The 16,828-nt window shown below is 70.4% G+C and carries 18 protein-coding genes and 1 pseudogene; 8 read left to right on the top strand and 11 right to left on the bottom strand.

What is annotated here, in order from left to right; all coding sequences use genetic code 11:
* Positions 1-128: 128 nt before the first annotated feature.
* The 4 genes from cysS to ACFV2J_RS23400 form a co-directional block, all read right to left on the bottom strand.
* The gene (gene cysS / locus ACFV2J_RS23415; protein WP_385094660.1) at positions 129-1,529 is read right to left on the bottom strand and encodes a cysteine--tRNA ligase; all 1,401 of its coding nucleotides are present in this window, start codon (positions 1,527-1,529) and stop codon (positions 129-131) included.
* Between the two features lie 362 nt (positions 1,530-1,891).
* On the bottom strand, positions 1,892-2,425 hold the full coding sequence (gene ispF, locus ACFV2J_RS23410) for a 2-C-methyl-D-erythritol 2,4-cyclodiphosphate synthase (RefSeq protein WP_385097262.1): 534 nt from the start codon (positions 2,423-2,425) through the stop codon (positions 1,892-1,894).
* Complete coding sequence (gene ispD / locus ACFV2J_RS23405; protein WP_385097265.1) at positions 2,415-3,167, bottom strand: 2-C-methyl-D-erythritol 4-phosphate cytidylyltransferase; 753 nt, start codon at positions 3,165-3,167, stop codon at positions 2,415-2,417. Before ispD ends, ispF begins: the two co-directional genes overlap by 11 nt.
* A 406-nt stretch (positions 3,168-3,573) precedes the next feature.
* Positions 3,574-4,056 (bottom strand): CarD family transcriptional regulator, encoded by a 483-nt coding sequence (locus tag ACFV2J_RS23400; protein WP_003953493.1) that lies wholly within the window; start codon positions 4,054-4,056, stop codon positions 3,574-3,576.
* 623 nt (positions 4,057-4,679) lie between these two features.
* Between ACFV2J_RS23400 and ACFV2J_RS23395 the strand changes: the two are divergent.
* Positions 4,680-5,333, top strand: a pseudogene (locus ACFV2J_RS23395) (DUF461 domain-containing protein); the annotation flags it as partial.
* Between the two features lie 72 nt (positions 5,334-5,405).
* Here the strand turns inward: ACFV2J_RS23395 and ACFV2J_RS23390 are convergent.
* Together ACFV2J_RS23390 and ACFV2J_RS23385 are read right to left on the bottom strand one after the other, a co-directional pair.
* Positions 5,406-6,086, bottom strand: coding sequence for a response regulator transcription factor (locus tag ACFV2J_RS23390; RefSeq protein WP_009340348.1), 681 nt, complete (start codon positions 6,084-6,086; stop codon positions 5,406-5,408).
* A complete protein-coding gene (locus ACFV2J_RS23385; protein ID WP_356367497.1) occupies positions 6,083-7,360 on the bottom strand; it encodes an ATP-binding protein in 1,278 nt (425 codons plus the stop codon). The genes ACFV2J_RS23390 and ACFV2J_RS23385 overlap by 4 nt, the downstream gene beginning before the upstream one ends.
* 240 nt (positions 7,361-7,600) lie before the next feature.
* Here ACFV2J_RS23385 and phoU point away from each other — a divergent pair, with 240 nt between their 5' ends.
* From phoU to ACFV2J_RS23365, 4 genes are all read left to right on the top strand, one after another.
* Complete coding sequence (gene phoU / locus ACFV2J_RS23380) at positions 7,601-8,290, top strand: phosphate signaling complex protein PhoU (protein WP_351717296.1); 690 nt, start codon at positions 7,601-7,603, stop codon at positions 8,288-8,290.
* A gap of 225 nt (positions 8,291-8,515) precedes the next feature.
* Positions 8,516-8,668 (top strand): hypothetical protein, encoded by a 153-nt coding sequence (locus tag ACFV2J_RS23375; protein ID WP_168528760.1) that lies wholly within the window; start codon positions 8,516-8,518, stop codon positions 8,666-8,668.
* Between the two features lie 243 nt (positions 8,669-8,911).
* The gene (locus ACFV2J_RS23370; RefSeq protein ID WP_385087632.1) at positions 8,912-9,460 is read left to right on the top strand and encodes a hypothetical protein; all 549 of its coding nucleotides are present in this window, start codon (positions 8,912-8,914) and stop codon (positions 9,458-9,460) included.
* A 4-nt stretch (positions 9,461-9,464) separates the two neighbouring features.
* Entirely contained in the window at positions 9,465-10,226 is a 762-nt protein-coding gene (locus ACFV2J_RS23365) for an SDR family oxidoreductase (protein WP_385087634.1), read from the top strand.
* A gap of 188 nt (positions 10,227-10,414) precedes the next feature.
* Here ACFV2J_RS23365 and ACFV2J_RS23360 read toward each other — a convergent pair whose 3' ends face one another.
* Positions 10,415-11,134 (bottom strand): SDR family oxidoreductase, encoded by a 720-nt coding sequence (locus ACFV2J_RS23360; RefSeq protein WP_385087636.1) that lies wholly within the window; start codon positions 11,132-11,134, stop codon positions 10,415-10,417.
* Between the two features lie 191 nt (positions 11,135-11,325).
* Here ACFV2J_RS23360 and ACFV2J_RS23355 point away from each other — a divergent pair, with 191 nt between their 5' ends.
* Positions 11,326-11,910, top strand: a complete 585-nt coding sequence (locus ACFV2J_RS23355; RefSeq protein WP_385087638.1) for a hypothetical protein — start codon at positions 11,326-11,328, stop codon at positions 11,908-11,910.
* A 77-nt stretch (positions 11,911-11,987) separates the two neighbouring features.
* Here the strand turns inward: ACFV2J_RS23355 and ACFV2J_RS23350 are convergent, their stop codons facing one another.
* From ACFV2J_RS23350 to ACFV2J_RS23340, 3 genes are all read right to left on the bottom strand, one after another.
* Positions 11,988-12,785, bottom strand: coding sequence for a hypothetical protein (locus ACFV2J_RS23350; protein ID WP_385087640.1), 798 nt, complete (start codon positions 12,783-12,785; stop codon positions 11,988-11,990).
* A 339-nt stretch (positions 12,786-13,124) separates the two neighbouring features.
* Positions 13,125-13,892, bottom strand: a complete 768-nt coding sequence (locus ACFV2J_RS23345) for an SDR family oxidoreductase (protein ID WP_385087642.1) — start codon at positions 13,890-13,892, stop codon at positions 13,125-13,127.
* 28 nt (positions 13,893-13,920) lie between these two features.
* Entirely contained in the window at positions 13,921-14,226 is a 306-nt protein-coding gene (locus ACFV2J_RS23340) for a putative quinol monooxygenase (protein ID WP_385087644.1), read from the bottom strand.
* A gap of 113 nt (positions 14,227-14,339) precedes the next feature.
* Between ACFV2J_RS23340 and ACFV2J_RS23335 the strand changes: the two genes are divergently transcribed.
* Together ACFV2J_RS23335 and ACFV2J_RS23330 are read left to right on the top strand one after the other, a co-directional pair.
* Positions 14,340-14,876 (top strand): winged helix-turn-helix transcriptional regulator, encoded by a 537-nt coding sequence (locus tag ACFV2J_RS23335; RefSeq protein ID WP_385087646.1) that lies wholly within the window; start codon positions 14,340-14,342, stop codon positions 14,874-14,876.
* A 305-nt stretch (positions 14,877-15,181) separates the two neighbouring features.
* Entirely contained in the window at positions 15,182-15,676 is a 495-nt protein-coding gene (locus tag ACFV2J_RS23330; protein ID WP_385087648.1) for a DUF5959 family protein, read from the top strand.
* 345 nt (positions 15,677-16,021) lie between these two features.
* On the opposite strand, the gene ACFV2J_RS23325 is transcribed toward ACFV2J_RS23330, so the two are convergent.
* Complete coding sequence (locus ACFV2J_RS23325; protein ID WP_384724218.1) at positions 16,022-16,591, bottom strand: DUF4232 domain-containing protein; 570 nt, start codon at positions 16,589-16,591, stop codon at positions 16,022-16,024.
* Between the last annotated feature and the right edge of the window lie 237 nt (positions 16,592-16,828).

The following is a 16,828-nucleotide window of genomic DNA, read 5'->3' as shown; positions in this document are numbered from 1 at the left end:
GCCTCAGCGCCCACTCCCCCCCTCTCCCGGGCTGTGTGGTGGTGTGGGGGTTGTTTTTTTTCTTCCTGTCGCGGGGTGTGGGCGGCGCCCCCCCCCCCCCCCCCCCCCCACACTCGATCAAGGAACACTCAGCGCGGGCCGAGTGTCCACCGGGGTCCCTGCGGCCCGTCCTCGATGACGAGACCGGACTGGTTGAGCTGGTCGCGGATGGCGTCCGCGGTGGCCCAGTCCTTCCGGCCCCGCGCCGCCTCGCGTTGCTGGAGCACCAGGCGTACGAGGGTGTCGACCACCCCGTGCAGGTCCTCGCCGCGGTCGCCCTCGCCGGCCCATGCCGGGTCGAGCGGGTCCAGACCGAGGACGCCGAGCATGGCCCGGACCTCGGCGAGCCGTGCCACGGCGGCTTCCTTGTCGTCGGCGGCCAGCGCGGAGTTGCCCTGCCGCACGGTGGTGTGCACGACCGCGAGCGCCTGCGGCACGCCGAGGTCGTCGTCCATGGCCTCGGCGAACGCGGGCGGCACCTCGGCGACGGGCTCGACGACGCCCCCCGCCAGCTCCGTCACCCGCTGCGCGAAGCCCTCGATCCGCGCGAACGCCGACTCGGCCTCGCGCAGGGCCTCTTCGCTGTACTCGATCATCGAGCGGTAGTGCGGGGTGCCGAGGTAGTAGCGCAGCACGATGGGGCGCCACTGCTTGACCATCTCGCTCACCAGCACCGAGTTGCCCAGGGACTTGGACATCTTCTCGCCGCTCATGGTGACCCAGGCGTTGTGCACCCAGTACCGGGCGAACTCGTCCCCGTAGGCCTTGGCCTGCGCGATCTCGTTCTCGTGGTGCGGGAAGATCAGGTCAAGCCCGCCGCCGTGGATGTCGAACGCGCTGCCCAGGTACTTGTGCGCCATGGCGCTGCACTCCAGGTGCCAGCCGGGCCGGCCGCGCCCCCACGGGGTCTCCCAGGTGGGCTCGCCGGGCTTGGCGGCCTTCCACATGGCGAAGTCACGCGGGTCCCGCTTGCCGGTCTCGCCCTCGCCCGAGGGCTGGAGCAGGTTGTCCAGCTCCTGGTTGGAGAGCTGGAGGTAGCCCGGGAAGGACCGCACGTCGAAGTAGACGTTGCCGTCGGACTCGTACGCGTGACCGCGCTCGATGAGCCCGCGCATCATCTCGACCATCTCGGTCACGTGTCCGGTCGCCCGGGGCTCGTAGCTGGGCGGAAGGCATCCCAGCACGTCGTAGCCGTCGTTGAAGGCGCGCTCGTTCTCGTACCCGATCTCCCACCAAGGGCGGCCCTGCTCGGCCGACTTGGTGATGATCTTGTCGTCGATGTCGGTCACGTTCCGGACGAACGTGACGTCGTATCCGCGGTACTCGAACCAGCGGCGCATGATGTCGAAGTTGAGGCCCGAGCGGATGTGCCCGATGTGCGGGGCCGCCTGCACGGTGGCGCCACACAGGTAGATCGAGACACAACCCGGCTTGAGCGGGGAGAAGTCACGGATCTGCCGGGCGCTGGTGTCGTACAGGCGAATGGTCACGCCTCCAGGGTAGTGGCCAGTGGGTAGTGCCCCGCGACCCTTCCCGCGCAAGGGGCACGTATTCGTGACATACGCCCCTCACGGGCGGCTCCCGCGCCCCGGGCCCCTCACCGGTCCCGGCCCGCGCCTGGGGACTGCCGCCCCCAGACCCCCGCTTCGGCCTGGACGGCCTCGTCCTCAATCGCCGGACGGGCTGGAGACGCGGGCCTGCGCCGGACGGTTCCGGGCGGGATACGCGAGGCCGTGGTGAAGGACTGACGCCCGGGGGCACGCCTTTCAGCCCGTCCGGCGATTGAGGACAAGGCCCTTGAGGCCGAAGCGGGGGTCCAGGGGGCGGCAGCCCCCTGGTCGGGGCACGCGCCTCAGGCCGCGCGGGCCACCAGCGCCGTCGCCACCGCCATCAGGCCCTCGTCCCGGCCCGGGAACCCCAGCCCGTCCGTGGTGGCCCCGGACACCGACACCGGCGCCCCCAACGCCTCGGACAGAACCTTCTGCGCCTCGTCCCGCCGCTTCCCGATCTTCGGCCGGGGTCCGACGACCTGGACGGCGACGTTGCCGATGACGAAACCGGCCGCCCGCACGATCCGCGCGGCCTCGGTCAGCAGGGTCACGCCGGACGCACCGGACCACTCGGGCCGCCCGGTGCCGAAGTGCGCGCCGAGGTCACCGAGCCCGGCCGCGGAGAACAGGGCGTTGCAGGCGGCGTGCGCGACGACGTCCGCGTCGGAGTGCCCGGCCAGCCCGGTCCCCTCCCCCTCCCACAACAGTCCGGCGCACCACAGCTCCCGGCCCTCCTCGAAGGCGTGGATGTCGGTACCGACGCCGACCTGCGGCAGCGACGGCGCACCGGCGGCCGGCGACCCGGCGGCAGCGGTCCCAAAGCCCTCAGAACCCATCGTTCGCCCTCCTGCGCGCGAGGACCGCCTCCGCGAGGACGAGGTCCAGGGGACGCGTCACTTTGAACGCCTCCTCGTGCCCCGGCACCACGACGACCCGCTCCCCGAGCCGCTCGACCATGCTCGCGTCGTCGGTCACGTCGTCGGTGACGGTGTCGTGGGCCCGTACGAGGGTGGCCCGGTCGAAGCCCTGCGGGGTCTGCACGGCCCGCAGCCGCGCCCGCTCGGGTGTGCCGACGACGGGCTCCGGCGTCCCCGGCACGCCGGCCGGCTCGACCTGCTTGACGGTGTCCGCGAGCGGCAGCGCCGGTACGACGGCGGGCGCGCCGTCCCGGACCGCCTCGATGACCGCGTCCACCGTGTCCACCGGCACCAGCGGCCGGGCCGCGTCGTGCACGAGGACGATGTCGATCCCGGGCGGCAGCGCGTCGAGGCCGTACTTCACGGACTCCTGGCGGGTGTCCCCGCCGGCGACGACCAGGAAGTCGGTGCGCTCGGGCAGCGCGTGCGCGTCGAGCAGGGTCTTGACCTCGGCCGTCCCGTCGGGCGGCGCCACGACGACGACCAGCGAGACGGCACGGGAGGCGGCCATGGCCCGCACCGCGTGGATGAGCATGGGCGTGCCGTTCAGCGCCCGGAGCGCCTTGGGGGCGCCCGGACCGAGGCGCACGCCCCGGCCGGCGGCCGGAATCACGGCCGCGACGGGGGTCCCGGACGGCGAAGGGCGCGAATCGTCAGACATCGGTTCCTGTCAGGTTTGTGTACTCGGCCTGCTTGGGTATGGCCCTGGCGTGCCTCCCGCTCGCGGAGCGTGAGGGAGTGCCCGGCGTGGCGTCCTGACCGGACCCTTCCGTGACATCCGGTCGAGTCGGCTGCCCGGGCCCGGCACATGAGTATCCCGGCACCTGGCACGTGCCGGGGCATCAGGATTCGGGGCGGAGACTCCGGAGAGATCCGGGTTTCCGAGGAGATGCGGGTACGAACATGCCGCAGCGCCCGGCGACAGCAATTCCCATTGCGTCATCGGGCACCGCGGCATTTCATTGCACAACTGCGCGGCCTTGTGCTTTACGTCAAAACGACTACCGTCCGAACAACAGATGAACCAACCCACCGTCCGAACGACCACCGCCTGGGCGCTGTACGCGTCAGGACGCGAGAACCTCGTCGAGCAGAGCCTCGGCCTTGTCCTCGTTCGTGTTCTCCGCGAGGGCGAGTTCGCTCACCAGGATCTGCCGGGCCTTGGCAAGCATCCGCTTCTCACCGGCGGAGAGTCCGCGCTCGCGCTCACGACGCCACAGGTCACGCACGACTTCCGCGACCTTGATGACATCGCCGGAGGCGAGCTTCTCCAGATTTGCCTTGTAACGACGCGACCAGTTCGTGGGCTCCTCGGCGTACGGCGCGCGCAGCACCTCGAAGACCCGGTCCAGCCCGTCCTGACCGACCACATCACGCACGCCGACGAACTCCGCATTGTCCGCTGGCACACGTACCGTCAGGTCGCCCTGGGCGACCTTCAGCACCAAGTAGGTCTTGTCCACGCCTTTGATCTGGCGAGTTTCGATGGCCTCGATCAGCGCGGCCCCGTGATGGGGATAGACCACGGTGTCGCCAACCTTGAACGTCATGTGACAGGTACCCCTTCCGTGGCTATCCAGGGTAACACGGAAACTGCGTCTTCTGAATGGCGTTTTCGCAGGTCAGGGCATATCTCGGGGCTTGACAACCGCGACAGAAACGTGCTGCGAGGGGCGAGCGGAAGAGGGTATTCGCAGGTGGGAGCGGCTGTCCAGGGCAAGTGAAACGCGTACGGTACACACACCTGTAGACCCTGACCAGGGTCTGAACATCCCGTTTTGTCCTGCTCCAGGAGCTCGACTTCCGCTACTCCGTTCGGTTGCCGGAGTCGGGTACGAGGCGAATCCGGAATTGATCACGCCCCTCCCCGAACTGTCGATGATCAATTTTCCGGTGCGCCACGGAATCCGTACCGGAAAACCCCAAGCGGATCTCATGGCTACTTATGTGAATGGCGGACGGGCGGATGCCCAAAGGAGCCCACGAGGCGGCTCGGGACGACGCACGGGACGGGCGTGCGCGGAGGGCGTGACGGGGCTCGCGGGGGCGAAGGGGCGGGTCGGGTGCGGTGGCACGGGAACGGCTCGGTAACCTAAGGCCGCTGACAGACCCTTAGGGCGGCTTTACACAGGAGTCGCCCTGCTTCGCCCACGTTCAAGGAGTTGCCGCCGCCGTGAGCAGCAGCCTTCGACGCGGCGCCCTCGCCGCCGCCGCCATTGCGTTCTCGATCGCCTCGCTCGCCGCGTGCGCTGCCGGCAACGACGCACAGACGCTGGAGGTCAAGCCGGACAACGCGGCGACCAGCGTCGGCGACATCAAGATCCAGAACGCCCTCGTCATCACCCAGCCCGACACGACGTCCACGGGTCCGGCGGTGATCTCCGCGACCCTGTTCAACAACGGCTCCCTCCCGCAGACCCTGGACTCGGTCAGCGTCGTCGGCGACGGCACCGCCCAGCTCACGCCCGCCACGGGCAAGGGCAAGCTGACCATCCCGGCCGGCGGCTCCGTCATCCTCGGCGGCAAGGGCAACGCCTCCGCGGCCCTGTCCTCCCCGGGGACGGGCGTCAAGGACGGCAACGCGCAGAAGGTCACCTTCACCTTCAGCAGGACCGGAGACGTGAGCCTGCGCGCGTTCGTCGTCCCGGCCGCGAGCTACTTCACCAAGTGGGGTCCGAGCGACATCCCGGCGGCGCCCGGCGCGACGGCGACCGGCTCCACGTCCCAGTCGCCGGACACGTCCGCCTCGCCGTCCGACTCCGCCTCGGGCACGCCGTCGGACTCGGCGTCGTCGTGCCGCCCCACACGCGGGCGGGCGGCGGGAGGCCGGCCCGCGAGGGCCCGCGCGTCCCGTTCCCGGGCGCCGGAGTTCCGGACGCCCGCTCTTCCGAGGGCCGGTTTACGGCTCGAACTTGTAGCCGAGCCCGCGCACCGTCACCAGGTACCGCGGCGCGCCCGGGTCCGGCTCGATCTTCGCGCGCAGGCGCTTGACGTGGACGTCGAGGGTCTTGGTGTCGCCCACGTAGTCGGCGCCCCACACCCGGTCGATGAGCTGCATACGGGTCAGCACGCGGCCCGCGTTGCGCAGCAGCATCTCCAGCAGGTCGAACTCCTTGAGCGGGAGGTCGACCTTGGAGCCGGAGACGGTGACCACGTGGCGGTCGACGTCCATCCGGACCGGCCCCGCCTCCAGGGCGGCCGGCGTGACCTCCTCGGGCTCGCCCCGGCGGCGCAGGACGGCCCGGATACGGGCGACCAGCTCGCGGGAGGAGAAGGGCTTGGTGACGTAGTCGTCGGCTCCTATCTCCAGCCCGACGACCTTGTCGATCTCACTGTCCTTGGCGGTGACCATGATCACCGGAACGTTGGAGCGGCCGCGCAGCTGACGGCACACCTCGGTGCCGGGTAGCCCCGGCAGCATCAGGTCGAGAAGGACGAGGTCGGCGCCGTTGCGCTCGAACTCGTCGAGTCCGTCGGGCCCGGTGGTCGCGATGGCGACCTCGAAGCCCTCCTTGCGGAGCATGTACGACAGGGCGTCGGAGAAGGACTCCTCGTCCTCGACGACGAGCACTCGGGTCACGGAAGGACCTCCGGGGCAGGAAGCGGTTCATACGGGGATGAGACGGTGGTCGTCCCGTCGGGCTGCTCGGTCTCGTCGTCTTCGTCGAGTCCGGGCATGTGGTGATCGGTCACGCGGTCGCGGGCCGCACCCGCCTCCGGCAGCCGCAGGGTGAACGTGGAGCCCTGACCCTCGGAACTCCACACCGTGACCTCCCCGCCGTGCGAGGCGGCCACGTGCTTGACGATCGCGAGGCCCAGACCCGTACCGCCGGTCTGGCGGGAACGGGCCGGGTCGACGCGGTAGAAGCGCTCGAAAACGCGCTCCCGGTCCTTTTCGGAGATGCCGATGCCCTGGTCGGTCACGGCGATCTCGATGAGGTCTCCGCCGGGCGCGGTCACCCGGCGCGCGGCTATGCCCACCCGCGTACGGGCGGGCGAGTAGTTGACGGCGTTCTCGACGAGGTTGCCCAGGGCCGCGGCCAGCTGACCGCGGTTTCCCCAGATGCTCAGCTCGGCGGTGCCGCCGGCGGCCATGGTGATCTGCTTGGTGCCGGCCTGGTGGCGGCACCGGTCGATGGCCTCGGCGACGAGTTCGCCGACCCGCACGGGCTCGGCGTCCTCCAGGGGATCGTCGTTCTGCACCCGCGACAGGTCGATGAGCTCCTGCACGAGATTGGTGAGCCGGGTGGCCTCGATCTGCATGCGCCCGGCGAAGCGCTCCACGGCCTCCGGGTCGTCCGACGCGTCCATCACGGCCTCGGAGAGCAGGGAGAGCGCGCCGACGGGCGTCTTCAGCTCATGGCTCACGTTGGCGACGAAGTCGCGTCGTACGGCCTCGATGCGCCGCGCCTCGGTGAGGTCCTCGACCAGCAGCAGTACGAGCCGGGAGCCGAGCGGCGCGACGCGCGCGGAGACGGCCAGGGCCTCACCGCGTCCCGTTCCCCTCCTCGGCAGATCGAGTTCGACCTGGCGTATCTCGCCGTCCCGGCGGGTGTCACGCGCCATCTGGAGCATGGGCTCGACGGCGAGCTTGCCGCCGCGGACCAGCCCGAGGGCGTACGCGGCGGAGCTGGCCTTGACGACGGCATCGGCCTCGTCGAGTACGACGGCGGAGGAGCGGAGCACGGAGAGGACCGTGTCGACACCTGGCGGAAGCACCGGGTCCGTGTGAAGCGAGGTGCGGGTGGGGCGTTTTTGGTCGCGCTCGCTCCAGCGGAACGCCAGCATGGCGATGACACCGGTAAGCACTCCGGCGATCGCTGCCGCTGCGGCGACCGCCGCGTTCACGTCCATGCCCCCAGGTTAGGCATGTCGACACGCCAGCCCACAGCCATCCGAGTGCGACCTCGAACACTCGTCGCCCAGAGTTCACCCAGGAGCCAGGGGTGGTTCATTTGGGATGCCGGAAACGGACGCGTACGAGCCGGAACGTGGGAGCGTGGGGTTCACGGGGCCCGTCCGGCGGTCAGTAGATGCCTGCGGGGGCCCGGCCCCCAGGCCCCCCAAAGGTGACATCAGAGAGGGACAACCAAGATGCGTGACGCGTACCACGAGGAACTTGACTCGATCGGCGAGGGCCTGGTCGAGATGGCCCGGCTCGTCGGGTCGGCGATCGGACGCGCCACGACGGCCATCCTCGACGCCGACCTGAAGCTCGCCGAGAGCGTGATCGCGGCCGACCAGAAGGTCGACGATCTCCAGCACGAGCTGGAGGCCCGCGCGATAGCCCTGCTGGCCCGCCAGCAGCCGGTGGCGACCGACCTGCGCATCGTGGTCACGTCCCTGCGGATGTCGGCGGACCTGGAGCGCGCCGGAGACCTGGCCCAGCACGTCGCGAAGCTGGCCCGGCTGCGCTTCCCCGAGCGCGCGGTCCCGCACGACCTGCACGCCACCATCCTGGAGATGGGCCAGCTCGCCCAGCGCCTGATGGCCAAGGCGGCCGAGGTCGTCATCACCAAGGACGTCGACCTCGCGCTCCAGCTGGAGCAGGACGACGACGACATGGACCTCCTCCACCGCACCCTCTTCCAGCACCTGCTCGACGACCGCTGGAAGCACGGCATCGAGACGGCCGTCGACGTGACCCTCCTCGGCCGCTACTACGAGCGCTTCGCCGACCACGCGGTGTCGGTGGCCAAGCGCGTCGTGTACCTGGTGACGGGTGAGCACGCGGACGAGCTCCAGGCGGACATCCACCCCGTGACGGGGGCCGAAGGGGTCTGAGACCCGGGGCGGCAAGGCCGGGACCGGGACGGCAGGGACAACAGGGACGGCAGGGACGGCAGAGGCGGCGGCAGACCGCGACCGGGCGGAAACGGTCTGCTCACCGGCTCCGAGGGCGCTCGCGAGCCCCAGTGCGCCGTTGATGCGCCCGGCGGAGCGGGCATGGAATAGGCGTAGGCACCCATGCCTCGATGCCTCACTGAGGCCTCATTGAGGGAGGACCCCATGGCCGAATCCCCCGCCACGCCCGACCCGACCCTGGACCGGGACACCGAGCAGCCCGCCGACATCAAAAGTCTCCCCCTGTTCGGCGCCTGTGGCTGCGGCTCCGGCTGCGGGTGCGGCTGCCAGTCCGGCAACCCCTGCCAGTGCGGCTGACCGGACACCCGGGCACACAGGAGCACGCGGATCGAGAGGGGCCCCGTCACCACGACGGGGCCCCTCCTCCGTGTCCCACCGGGCTCGCCCCCTCGTCGCGACGAGGCTCGCCCCCGCGTCACGACAAGGCCCCTCCCTCGTGGACGGAGCTCACACCCAGGGGAGCGCGCCGAGCACCGGACCCTACCGAACGGTAAAATAAGGCGCGAAAGGCACATCTCCGCCGCACATGGGAGACGTTCCATGCGCACGTTCCGTCCACGCAGTCCGCGCGCGGCCACGGTTCTGACCGCCCTCTTCCTCCTCGCCACCGCCCCTACGGCGACGGCCGCACAGTCGGCCACCTCCACGGCCGCCGACACCGGCCGCAGAATCCGCCAGCACACGGAAATCATCCAGCTGGTCGCCCGGCAGACCCGCTCGGAGAACGTCGATGCGGGCAAGAAGGGGCTCAGCCCGGGGGACGAGATCGTCATCGCCGAGGACCTGTACCGCGACGGCAAGAAGATCGGCGACCACACCGTCGTCTGCACCTACGTCCTGACCGAGCCGGGCGAACTCCAGTGCCTCGGCACCTTCGCACTGCCCCAGGGACAGATCACCTCGCAGGCCCTCCTGCACCTGCCCGCCACGGCGGCGGTCGACATCGCCATCACCGGCGGTACGGGCGACTACCGCTCGGCCCGGGGCTTCGTGCACACCGTCCCCGCGGGCACGCACACCGTCCCGGTGGCCGTGACGGAACGACGGCTCACCTTCCACATCACCCTGGACGACCAGCAGGAGGGCTAACGACATGGCCGACTCGCCCGCCGTCCGGGCCCCCCACCGCCCGGAGGACCTCACCGGCCGGACGGTCGTGGTGATCGGCGGCAGCGCGGGCATCGGGCTGGAGACCGCCCGCCGGGTACGCGCGGACGGCGGGCAGGTGATCCTGGTGGGCCGCGACCCCGAGCGACTGCGGCAGGCGGCTCGCGCGGTCGAACCGCTCGACACGGCGGCGTTCGACGCGGGCGACCCCGAGCAGTTGAAGCGGTTCTTCGAAGACCTTCCCGCACCGGTCGACCATGTGATGGTCACCGCCGGCGGCCCCTTCTACATGCCCTTGGCGGACATGGACCCCGCCGTCGCCGGCGCCTACATGAGCGAGCGGCTGGCCATGACGCTCGCGGTCGGCCTCCACAGCCGCGGCAAGGTCCGGGCCGGCGGCACCCTGATCTTCGTCGGCGGCACCGGCGGCCGGCGCCCCGGCCCCGGCATGTCCGTCGCCTCCGCCCTCACCGCGGCGCTGCCCGCCCTCGTCGCCAACCTGGCACTCGAACTGGCGCCGGTCCGGGTGAACCTCATCGCCGCCGGATTCGTCGACACACCCTTGTCGGCCAGACTCCTTGACGATCAACTGGAGGTCCGGCGCGAGGAGTTGCGGGCCACGCTGCCCATCCGACGGGTCGTCGGCCCGGCCGACGTGGCCGCCCTGGCCGTGCACATCATGGGCAACGACGCGCTGACCGGCGGCACGTACGACATCGACGGCGGCCAGCAACTCGTCGCGCGCTGACGGCTCATGGGCTCGCTGACGGCTCATGGGCTCGCTGTCCGCTCGTGGGCTCGGCTCGCCGGCTCTCCCCGGCTGCTCTCCGACTCTCCTCGGTGGCCGGCTCGTAGCGCGCGGAACGCGTCAGTTCTTCCCTTGCGGCCCCTCGTTCGTCCCCTCGCCCCTCGCCCCTCGCTGCTTCGCCCGCGGGCTCAGATCAGCCCCGGCCGGCCGGTCAGTTGGGGGTACAGCGCGCCCGGCCCCTCGGCGAGCGCCGCCTGGACCTGCCTGCTCGCGTCGTCGGCGAGGACCTCGGGCAGGCCGGCCTCGACGCCGTCGAGCGCCGCACGGGCCACCGCGACCGGGTCGGCCTTCGGACCGGCCACGTTCGCGGCCATGTCCGTCGCCATGTAACTGACGTGCAGGGCGGTGACCTGCGTGCCCTGTTCCGCGAGAGCCAGCCGCAAGGAGTTGGTCACCGACCACTCGGCGGCCTTGGCCGCGGCGTACCCGGCGCTGGCCGTGACCGACAGCCAGGACAGCACGGACAGGACGTTGACGATCGCGCCGCCCCCGTTGCGTCCGAGGGCGGGGGCGAAGGCCCTGCACATGGCGAGGGTGCCGAGGACGTGCGTCTCGAACTCGGTACGGAACGAGTCCGGATCGGCCGTGAGCACGTCCGCCCGGGTCGTCGAACCGGCGTTGTTGACGAGCAGCGTCACGTCCTGGGCCAGGTCGGCCGCCGCGCGCACGGATTCCGGGTCGGTGATGTCGACCGCGACCGGGACCACACCGGGCACCGTGACCTTCGCGGGGTCGCGGGATCCCGCGTAGACCTTGGCCGCGCCGGCGGCGATCAGTTCCCGCGCGAAGTGCTCACCGAGCCCGCGGTTCGCTCCGGTGACGAAGGCGATCGACTCCTGGATCTTCATGGGGGCACCTCACGGCTTGGGTTGCAGGGCCGAGACCGGCGCCGTGAACAGGCACGACGGTACGACGCCGCCCCCTCCTCGAACGTATACCGGCCCCCGCACCATCACCACCCGGGCCCGGGTGGCCCGGGTGGCCCGAATGAGTCGACGTACTCATGACGCCCGCCCTGACCCGGGGGAGGATCGGGGGCATGACGGTGATCAGGACGACGGGGATCCGGCGCGGGACGGTGGCGATGGTGGCGCCGGCCCTACTGGCCGTGCTGGCGGTGGGGTGCGGGACGCATCGCCCCGGGGAGGAGGCCGGTGCGGGCGGAGCGTCCCGGGCGGCGGCGACGCCGAGCGCGCCGCTGAACTTCCGGTGCCCGGGCGAGAGCCCCACGCCGACACCGTCGCGGACCCCGGGCAGCTCGGGGCCGGCCACGCCGCCCACCGACCACTACGCCGAGAACCACGGCTTCATGGTGCCCTTCCCGCTGCACGGCCGGGAGCGGTGCGAGGGGCTCACGGCCGTCGCACGGGTCGAGGGCGCGCTCGAACCTCTGCGTGAGCGGGGCGACTTCGCGCCGGACAGCACCCTCGACGCGATCAGCGGGCTCGGCTACCCGGCTTCGAAGGTGCGGTCGTACCAGAACGGCCCCACCGGGGTCGGTTTCCTCATCGACACCTACCCGCTGTGCGTGGAGGGCACGTTGAACCGTGACTCCGCCCAGGCGAACGCCTTCGGCGGCTACCCCGACCACTCCGGCTGCGACCAGCCCAGCGGCGGCCATTGATCCCGGCGCCGCGGAACTCTCCTGGGTCTACTGCCCTGTGAGGTCGGGGACGCGGCAGGCGGACGTTCGCCGGGACCTCAGACCAACGGTGGTGGTGAGCAGCGGGCGGGAAGCGTGACCGTACCGGGCCTCTGCTCGAACGTGTTCATCACGGCCCACTCGTCCAGCTCGGGGTCGTAGAGATTCTGCAGGCCGAACTGCAGCACCTGCCAGAACGTACCCCGGTTCTTCTGATCGACGTAGATGTCGCCCAGGGCGAGGGGGAACCGCAGGAATTTGCCCGGCGGCCGCTTCGGCAGGACGACACCGACCCGCCAGTGGTTCACGTACCGGTTCGGGCTCCGCTGGAGGATCTCCCGCCCGACGAACCGCGCGCCCTGGAAGGCCTGGTTCAACTGGTCGAGGTCGAAGCCCGGGATCTGTGAGCACGAGTGGTCGTTCAGGCCGGGCCATTTGTAGGTCAGTGTGTAGAGGCTGCCGTGGTGGATCAGGTTGGTGAACCAGATGGGGTACTGCGGGCCGCCCGCGATCATCTGGCTGTCACCGTTTCTCCCCTCCCAGGTGAACGGGACCGTGATGCCCAGGTCCCGGACGATCCACTTGCCCTTCCCACGGAAGTCCCGCGGGAGGCGAGGGGGACGCGGCGTGGGTGAGCCGGACCGTTTCCCCGTCACGCTCCCCGCCACGGTCTTCGTCACGTTCCCCGTCACGTTCTCCGCCGCGGTCCTCGTCACGGTCTTCGTCACGGTCGCGGACGACAGCGCGGCGCCGGTCCGCGTTCCGGCGTGGGCCGGCGGCAGCATCGTTGAGACGAGGGCGACCGCTCCGGCGAGCGCCGCCGTCGCTGCCGACCGACGTGTGCGTGTCCAGCCCATGGTCTCCCTCTACTGTCGCGTCAGGTGCCGTCGTGGCGCGGGGTCCGAACACGGAGACGCCACCCGCTCGACCTCCCGGGACGAAACCGCACCAAGTGGAACATTCACTATCAGACGACAACAGGATTGACGCTTAGGCGGGCCGCACGCCCCGATCCGCCCCCCGCCCATTCCTCAGTACGGCGGGGCGCGACGACGGGGCGTGACGACGGCGACGACGGCGACATCGACGCCGGAGCCGGAGCCGGAGCCGAGCGTCGCCGCTCGGCTCCGACTGCGGGCTCGGCTCCGACCGAGGACCCGGCTCCAACCGAGGAATCGGCTCCGACTGCTCGGCGTCTACCAATCGATCTCGGCCATCAGGAAGGGCTCGTCCTCGGGGGCCTCCTTGCGGGCCCGCAGGACACGCTCGGCGGGCGCGCCGACCGGCACCCGCAACGGTGGGTCGGGCTGTTCGATCGTGTCGGCCACCGTGGCGGCGACGTCCTCCGGGGTGACGAACTCGCCGCGGAGCGCGGGCAGTGCCTCGTAGAGGGGGGCATAGGGATCGTCTTCCCGCAGAAACACCCTGGCCCGCTCGGCCCCGCCCGAGGAGACCGCACCGGGTTGCACGACGCTCACCTTGACACCGAAGTGGCCCGTCTCGATGGCGAGCGTCTCGGCGAGCGCCTCCAGTGCCCATTTGCTGGCGCCGTAGGGGCCGATCATGGGCAGCACCAGACGTCCCTGGATGCTGGAGACGAAGACCAGACGACCCGACCCCCTTTCGCGCATGGCGGGAAGCACGGCCTGTGCCACACGCAGCGCACCCAGGGTGTTGAGCTGGAAGAGTCGCTCGACCTCGGCGAGCGGAACGCTCTCCAGGGGCGCGCGCACGGTTTCGCCGGCGTTGCTGACCAGTACGTCGATGTCGCCGGCGTCCCGGACGGCCTGGTCGACACTTTCCTGATCAGTGACGTCGAGGCGCAGACGCTGGTCGACGGGGAGATCGGCCAGCGTTTCCGGCCGGCGTGCGGTGGCGACCACCCGGTGGCCCCGGCCTGCCAGCGCGACGGCGACGGCTCGGCCGATGCCTCTGGACGCGCCGGTGATGAGTACGGACGACATGACGGACCTCGTCTTTCGTTGGTACGACTCAGGCGGCGGCTTCGTCGCCGATGAGATTGCCCCTCATGAGCCACGTCGGGCCTTCGGCGTAGGCGCCCGCTTCGGCGAAGAACGCGGCGAAGTACGGTCCGGCGGCGTGCGCGTTGAACGCGTCGACGTCCGCGTAGACCTCGTTCAGGTAGAGGACGTCCGGGTTCTCCTCGTCCGCGACGACCTCGAAGCGGTGGGAGCCGGGCTCGTTCGCGAGGGAGTCGCGAGCGGTCCGGTGGGCCGCCCGGACGAAGTCGTCGCGATGGTCCGGCTGGACGGTGAAGGAAACAAGGAACTGGTACATGCGCTCTCCTCAAGGGTGACGCGGCCAGTTCGGTTCAATGACTGAACTGCCCCTCGGGACCACCGTAACACCATCAGTTCAGTGAGTGAACTGCCGCTGTTAGGATGGGGAGCATGACCCTTCCCAAGACCTACGCGGACGGGAACTGCCCTCTCGCACGAACGCTGGAGGTCGTAGGAGAACGTTGGACGCTCCTGATCGTCCGCGACGCGTTCTACGGGGTGCGGAGGTTCGGCGACTTCGCCACCCAGCTCGGCATCCCGCGAGCCGTCCTGACCAGCCGGCTGAAGTCGCTGGTGCAGGAGGACGTGCTCAGCCGCGAGGACGACGGTGCCGGCGGCATCGAGTACCGGCTGACGGACAAGGGCGTCGCGCTGTGGCCGGCCATGCACGCTCTGATGAACTGGGGCGAGGCCTTCTACTCCCCGGGCGGCACGAAACGCGTCCTCCGCCACGACCTGGACGGAGGTCTCCTCGACCGCGACGGGCGCTGCCGGGACTGCGGTACGGCCGTCCCGGTCCCGGAGATCCGGGTCGAACCCGGACCCGGCTTCCGCTCGGCGGACACCGAGGAGGACCCGGTCTCCGGCGCGATCAACACACCACGCCGCCTCCTCGAACCGATCGCGAAGGGCCGGGCGTCGGGCTGAGGCGGGGCGGGCGGTGACCTCCTCGTCCCGCAGCAGCCCGGGTGGGCGTCCGGTGAGGGGCGGCAGGGCGCTCTCCTCAGCGTCGGCCTGGTGGTGAGCCCAGACGAAGCTTTCGGGAAGCAGGTCGGTGGCAGGCACCATCCGGAGACCGTCGTTCGTCCACGGGCATCTGATGCCGTCCAGCCGGGAGCTAGCCAGCAGAGCCCTGTCCGACGTCCGTCCGAAGCGTCTCCCCACCCCGAACCGTGAGATCCGCGGGCGGTCCGGCAGGATGCTCGGACCTGGTCGCTTCGGGGAGGGAATCCATGGACTCGACGGATGGCGTCATCAACCTGATCCACCTGACCGACAGGCCCGGCACCAGTGGACACAGTGTCTCCGTGCGCGTCCTGGGGCGCTTCCAACCCGGCATTCTGACCGGACACGACTTCCTCGATTGCGAGATCGTCATCAAGGCGGAGTCCGTGAACGGCACCTTCTCCGTGACCCTTCTCCCTGAGGACCTGGAGGACTGGGAGGACGCCTTGGCAACCCTGGAGTCCGGCCGGTTCGCCATGTGGCTCACATCCGGGCGGACGCCTTCCATGAAGTTCAAGCCTGACGAGAGCGGCGGACTCTGGGTGTCCGTGCACGACGGGCCGTCGTCAGCAGTGACTGTCACCGTCCCCTTGTTCGTACCACCGGCGAAGTGGGTCACCGAGCAACGCGACCTGCTCGGCCAGGCACGCAAGGCCTACCCCCGCGAGGTCGTCGAGACATCACCTGGTGCCTACGAGTGGCGGCGTACCAAAGACGTCTGACGGTCCTGCCAAGCACCCGGCGCCTCAGAGACAGCCCAGTCTCACCAAAAAACCCCCGCCCCGCGAAGAACTCGCAGGTCGGGGGCTTACTGACGTCTGGCTACTTCTTCTTGCCCTGGGTCTTGCCGGAGATCTTGGTGACCTGCGTTTTCGCTGCTCAGGGGCGATGGGCTCGTACGCTTGGCCGTCGCCGTTGGTCGTCATTGGCCGCAGTTGAGCAACGTCGGACGGCCCAGAGGCGGCCCGGCTTCAGCCCGCTCGACCGAGAGCCGGCACCTTCGACACGCCCCGTCTGAACCTCAGCGCGATCGTCATGCAGGCTGCTCGTTCTGTGGGGACGGAGGGTCAGGAAGGCTTGACCGCCGAGACCGGGGTGACGGTCACCTTGTTGTCGCACTCGGCCCACCACCCGTCGTTCAGGGCGACCTGGTGCTTCCCGGAGTGCGGCAGCCCGATGACCATCGTCGGATACACCGCCGGGGTCTTGCCCGACACGCAGTAGCCGTCGCCCTCCCCCTGGACCTGGACGAAGGTCAGCTTCACCCACGCCTTGCCGTGCGGCCGGACCGTCACGGTGGCCGCCCTGCCGGTGGGGGTGACCTTGAGCGGGGTGTTGTGGGCGGGGGAGCCGTTGCCGGCGCCCGCGACCGTCGGATGGCCCTTCAGGACGCACGTCTTCCGGGAGACGTTGGTGAACTGCACGACCGCCGCCCCGGTCCCGGTCCCGACGGGCGGGTGGGCGGCCTGCCGGGCGCTGACCTGGAGAGCGGAGGCCGGGCAGGCGGGCGGCGGGGTAGAGGTGGTGGTGCTCGCCGCCATGGCGGTGCCGGGCAGGATGCCGGTCACCGCCGCCGCGACGGCCGTGACCGCCGTCGTCGCCAGAGCCGCCCTGCGAATGCCGTTGCTGTGCCGCATGCTGTCGTCCCCCTGAGTCGCCTCGTCCGCGGGTTTCGGTCGTCGGTTGTTGTCCCGCGGTACGCGTGGTCGTGGTACGTGAGTGCAGACAGGGCGGGAGAGCGGCAGGGTTCCGTGCGGCGACTGCTTGTGACGGAACGGTGACGACAGGCTGTACCCGTGCCGATGGCCGTTGCTGACACACCGAAGGCAACACGCCTTGGAATCAAGGGCGATGCGGCCACTCGATGTGCACCC

Source organism: Streptomyces sp. NPDC059668, from assembly GCF_042734135.1.
Lineage (GTDB): Bacteria > Actinomycetota > Actinomycetes > Streptomycetales > Streptomycetaceae > Streptomyces.
The sequence above is the reverse complement of the archived record's forward strand: the minus strand, read 5'-3'. Positions and strand labels throughout refer to the sequence as shown.

Coding starts and splice junctions, on each gene's coding strand:
- ispF (WP_385097262.1), bottom strand. CDS start 2,425: ATGGGTTCTGAGGGCTTTGGGACCGCTGCCGCCGGGTCGCCGGCCGCC.
- ispD (WP_385097265.1), bottom strand. CDS start 3,167: ATGTCTGACGATTCGCGCCCTTCGCCGTCCGGGACCCCCGTCGCGGCC.
- ACFV2J_RS23400 (WP_003953493.1), bottom strand. CDS start 4,056: ATGACGTTCAAGGTTGGCGACACCGTGGTCTATCCCCATCACGGGGCC.
- ACFV2J_RS23385 (WP_356367497.1), bottom strand. CDS start 7,360: ATGGACGTGAACGCGGCGGTCGCCGCAGCGGCAGCGATCGCCGGAGTG.
- phoU (WP_351717296.1), top strand. CDS start 7,601: ATGCGTGACGCGTACCACGAGGAACTTGACTCGATCGGCGAGGGCCTG.
- ACFV2J_RS23375 (WP_168528760.1), top strand. CDS start 8,516: ATGGCCGAATCCCCCGCCACGCCCGACCCGACCCTGGACCGGGACACC.
- ACFV2J_RS23370 (WP_385087632.1), top strand. CDS start 8,912: ATGCGCACGTTCCGTCCACGCAGTCCGCGCGCGGCCACGGTTCTGACC.
- ACFV2J_RS23365 (WP_385087634.1), top strand. CDS start 9,465: ATGGCCGACTCGCCCGCCGTCCGGGCCCCCCACCGCCCGGAGGACCTC.
- ACFV2J_RS23360 (WP_385087636.1), bottom strand. CDS start 11,134: ATGAAGATCCAGGAGTCGATCGCCTTCGTCACCGGAGCGAACCGCGGG.
- ACFV2J_RS23355 (WP_385087638.1), top strand. CDS start 11,326: ATGACGGTGATCAGGACGACGGGGATCCGGCGCGGGACGGTGGCGATG.
- ACFV2J_RS23350 (WP_385087640.1), bottom strand. CDS start 12,785: ATGGGCTGGACACGCACACGTCGGTCGGCAGCGACGGCGGCGCTCGCC.
- ACFV2J_RS23345 (WP_385087642.1), bottom strand. CDS start 13,892: ATGTCGTCCGTACTCATCACCGGCGCGTCCAGAGGCATCGGCCGAGCC.
- ACFV2J_RS23340 (WP_385087644.1), bottom strand. CDS start 14,226: ATGTACCAGTTCCTTGTTTCCTTCACCGTCCAGCCGGACCATCGCGAC.
- ACFV2J_RS23335 (WP_385087646.1), top strand. CDS start 14,340: ATGACCCTTCCCAAGACCTACGCGGACGGGAACTGCCCTCTCGCACGA.
- ACFV2J_RS23330 (WP_385087648.1), top strand. CDS start 15,182: ATGGACTCGACGGATGGCGTCATCAACCTGATCCACCTGACCGACAGG.
- ACFV2J_RS23325 (WP_384724218.1), bottom strand. CDS start 16,591: ATGCGGCACAGCAACGGCATTCGCAGGGCGGCTCTGGCGACGACGGCG.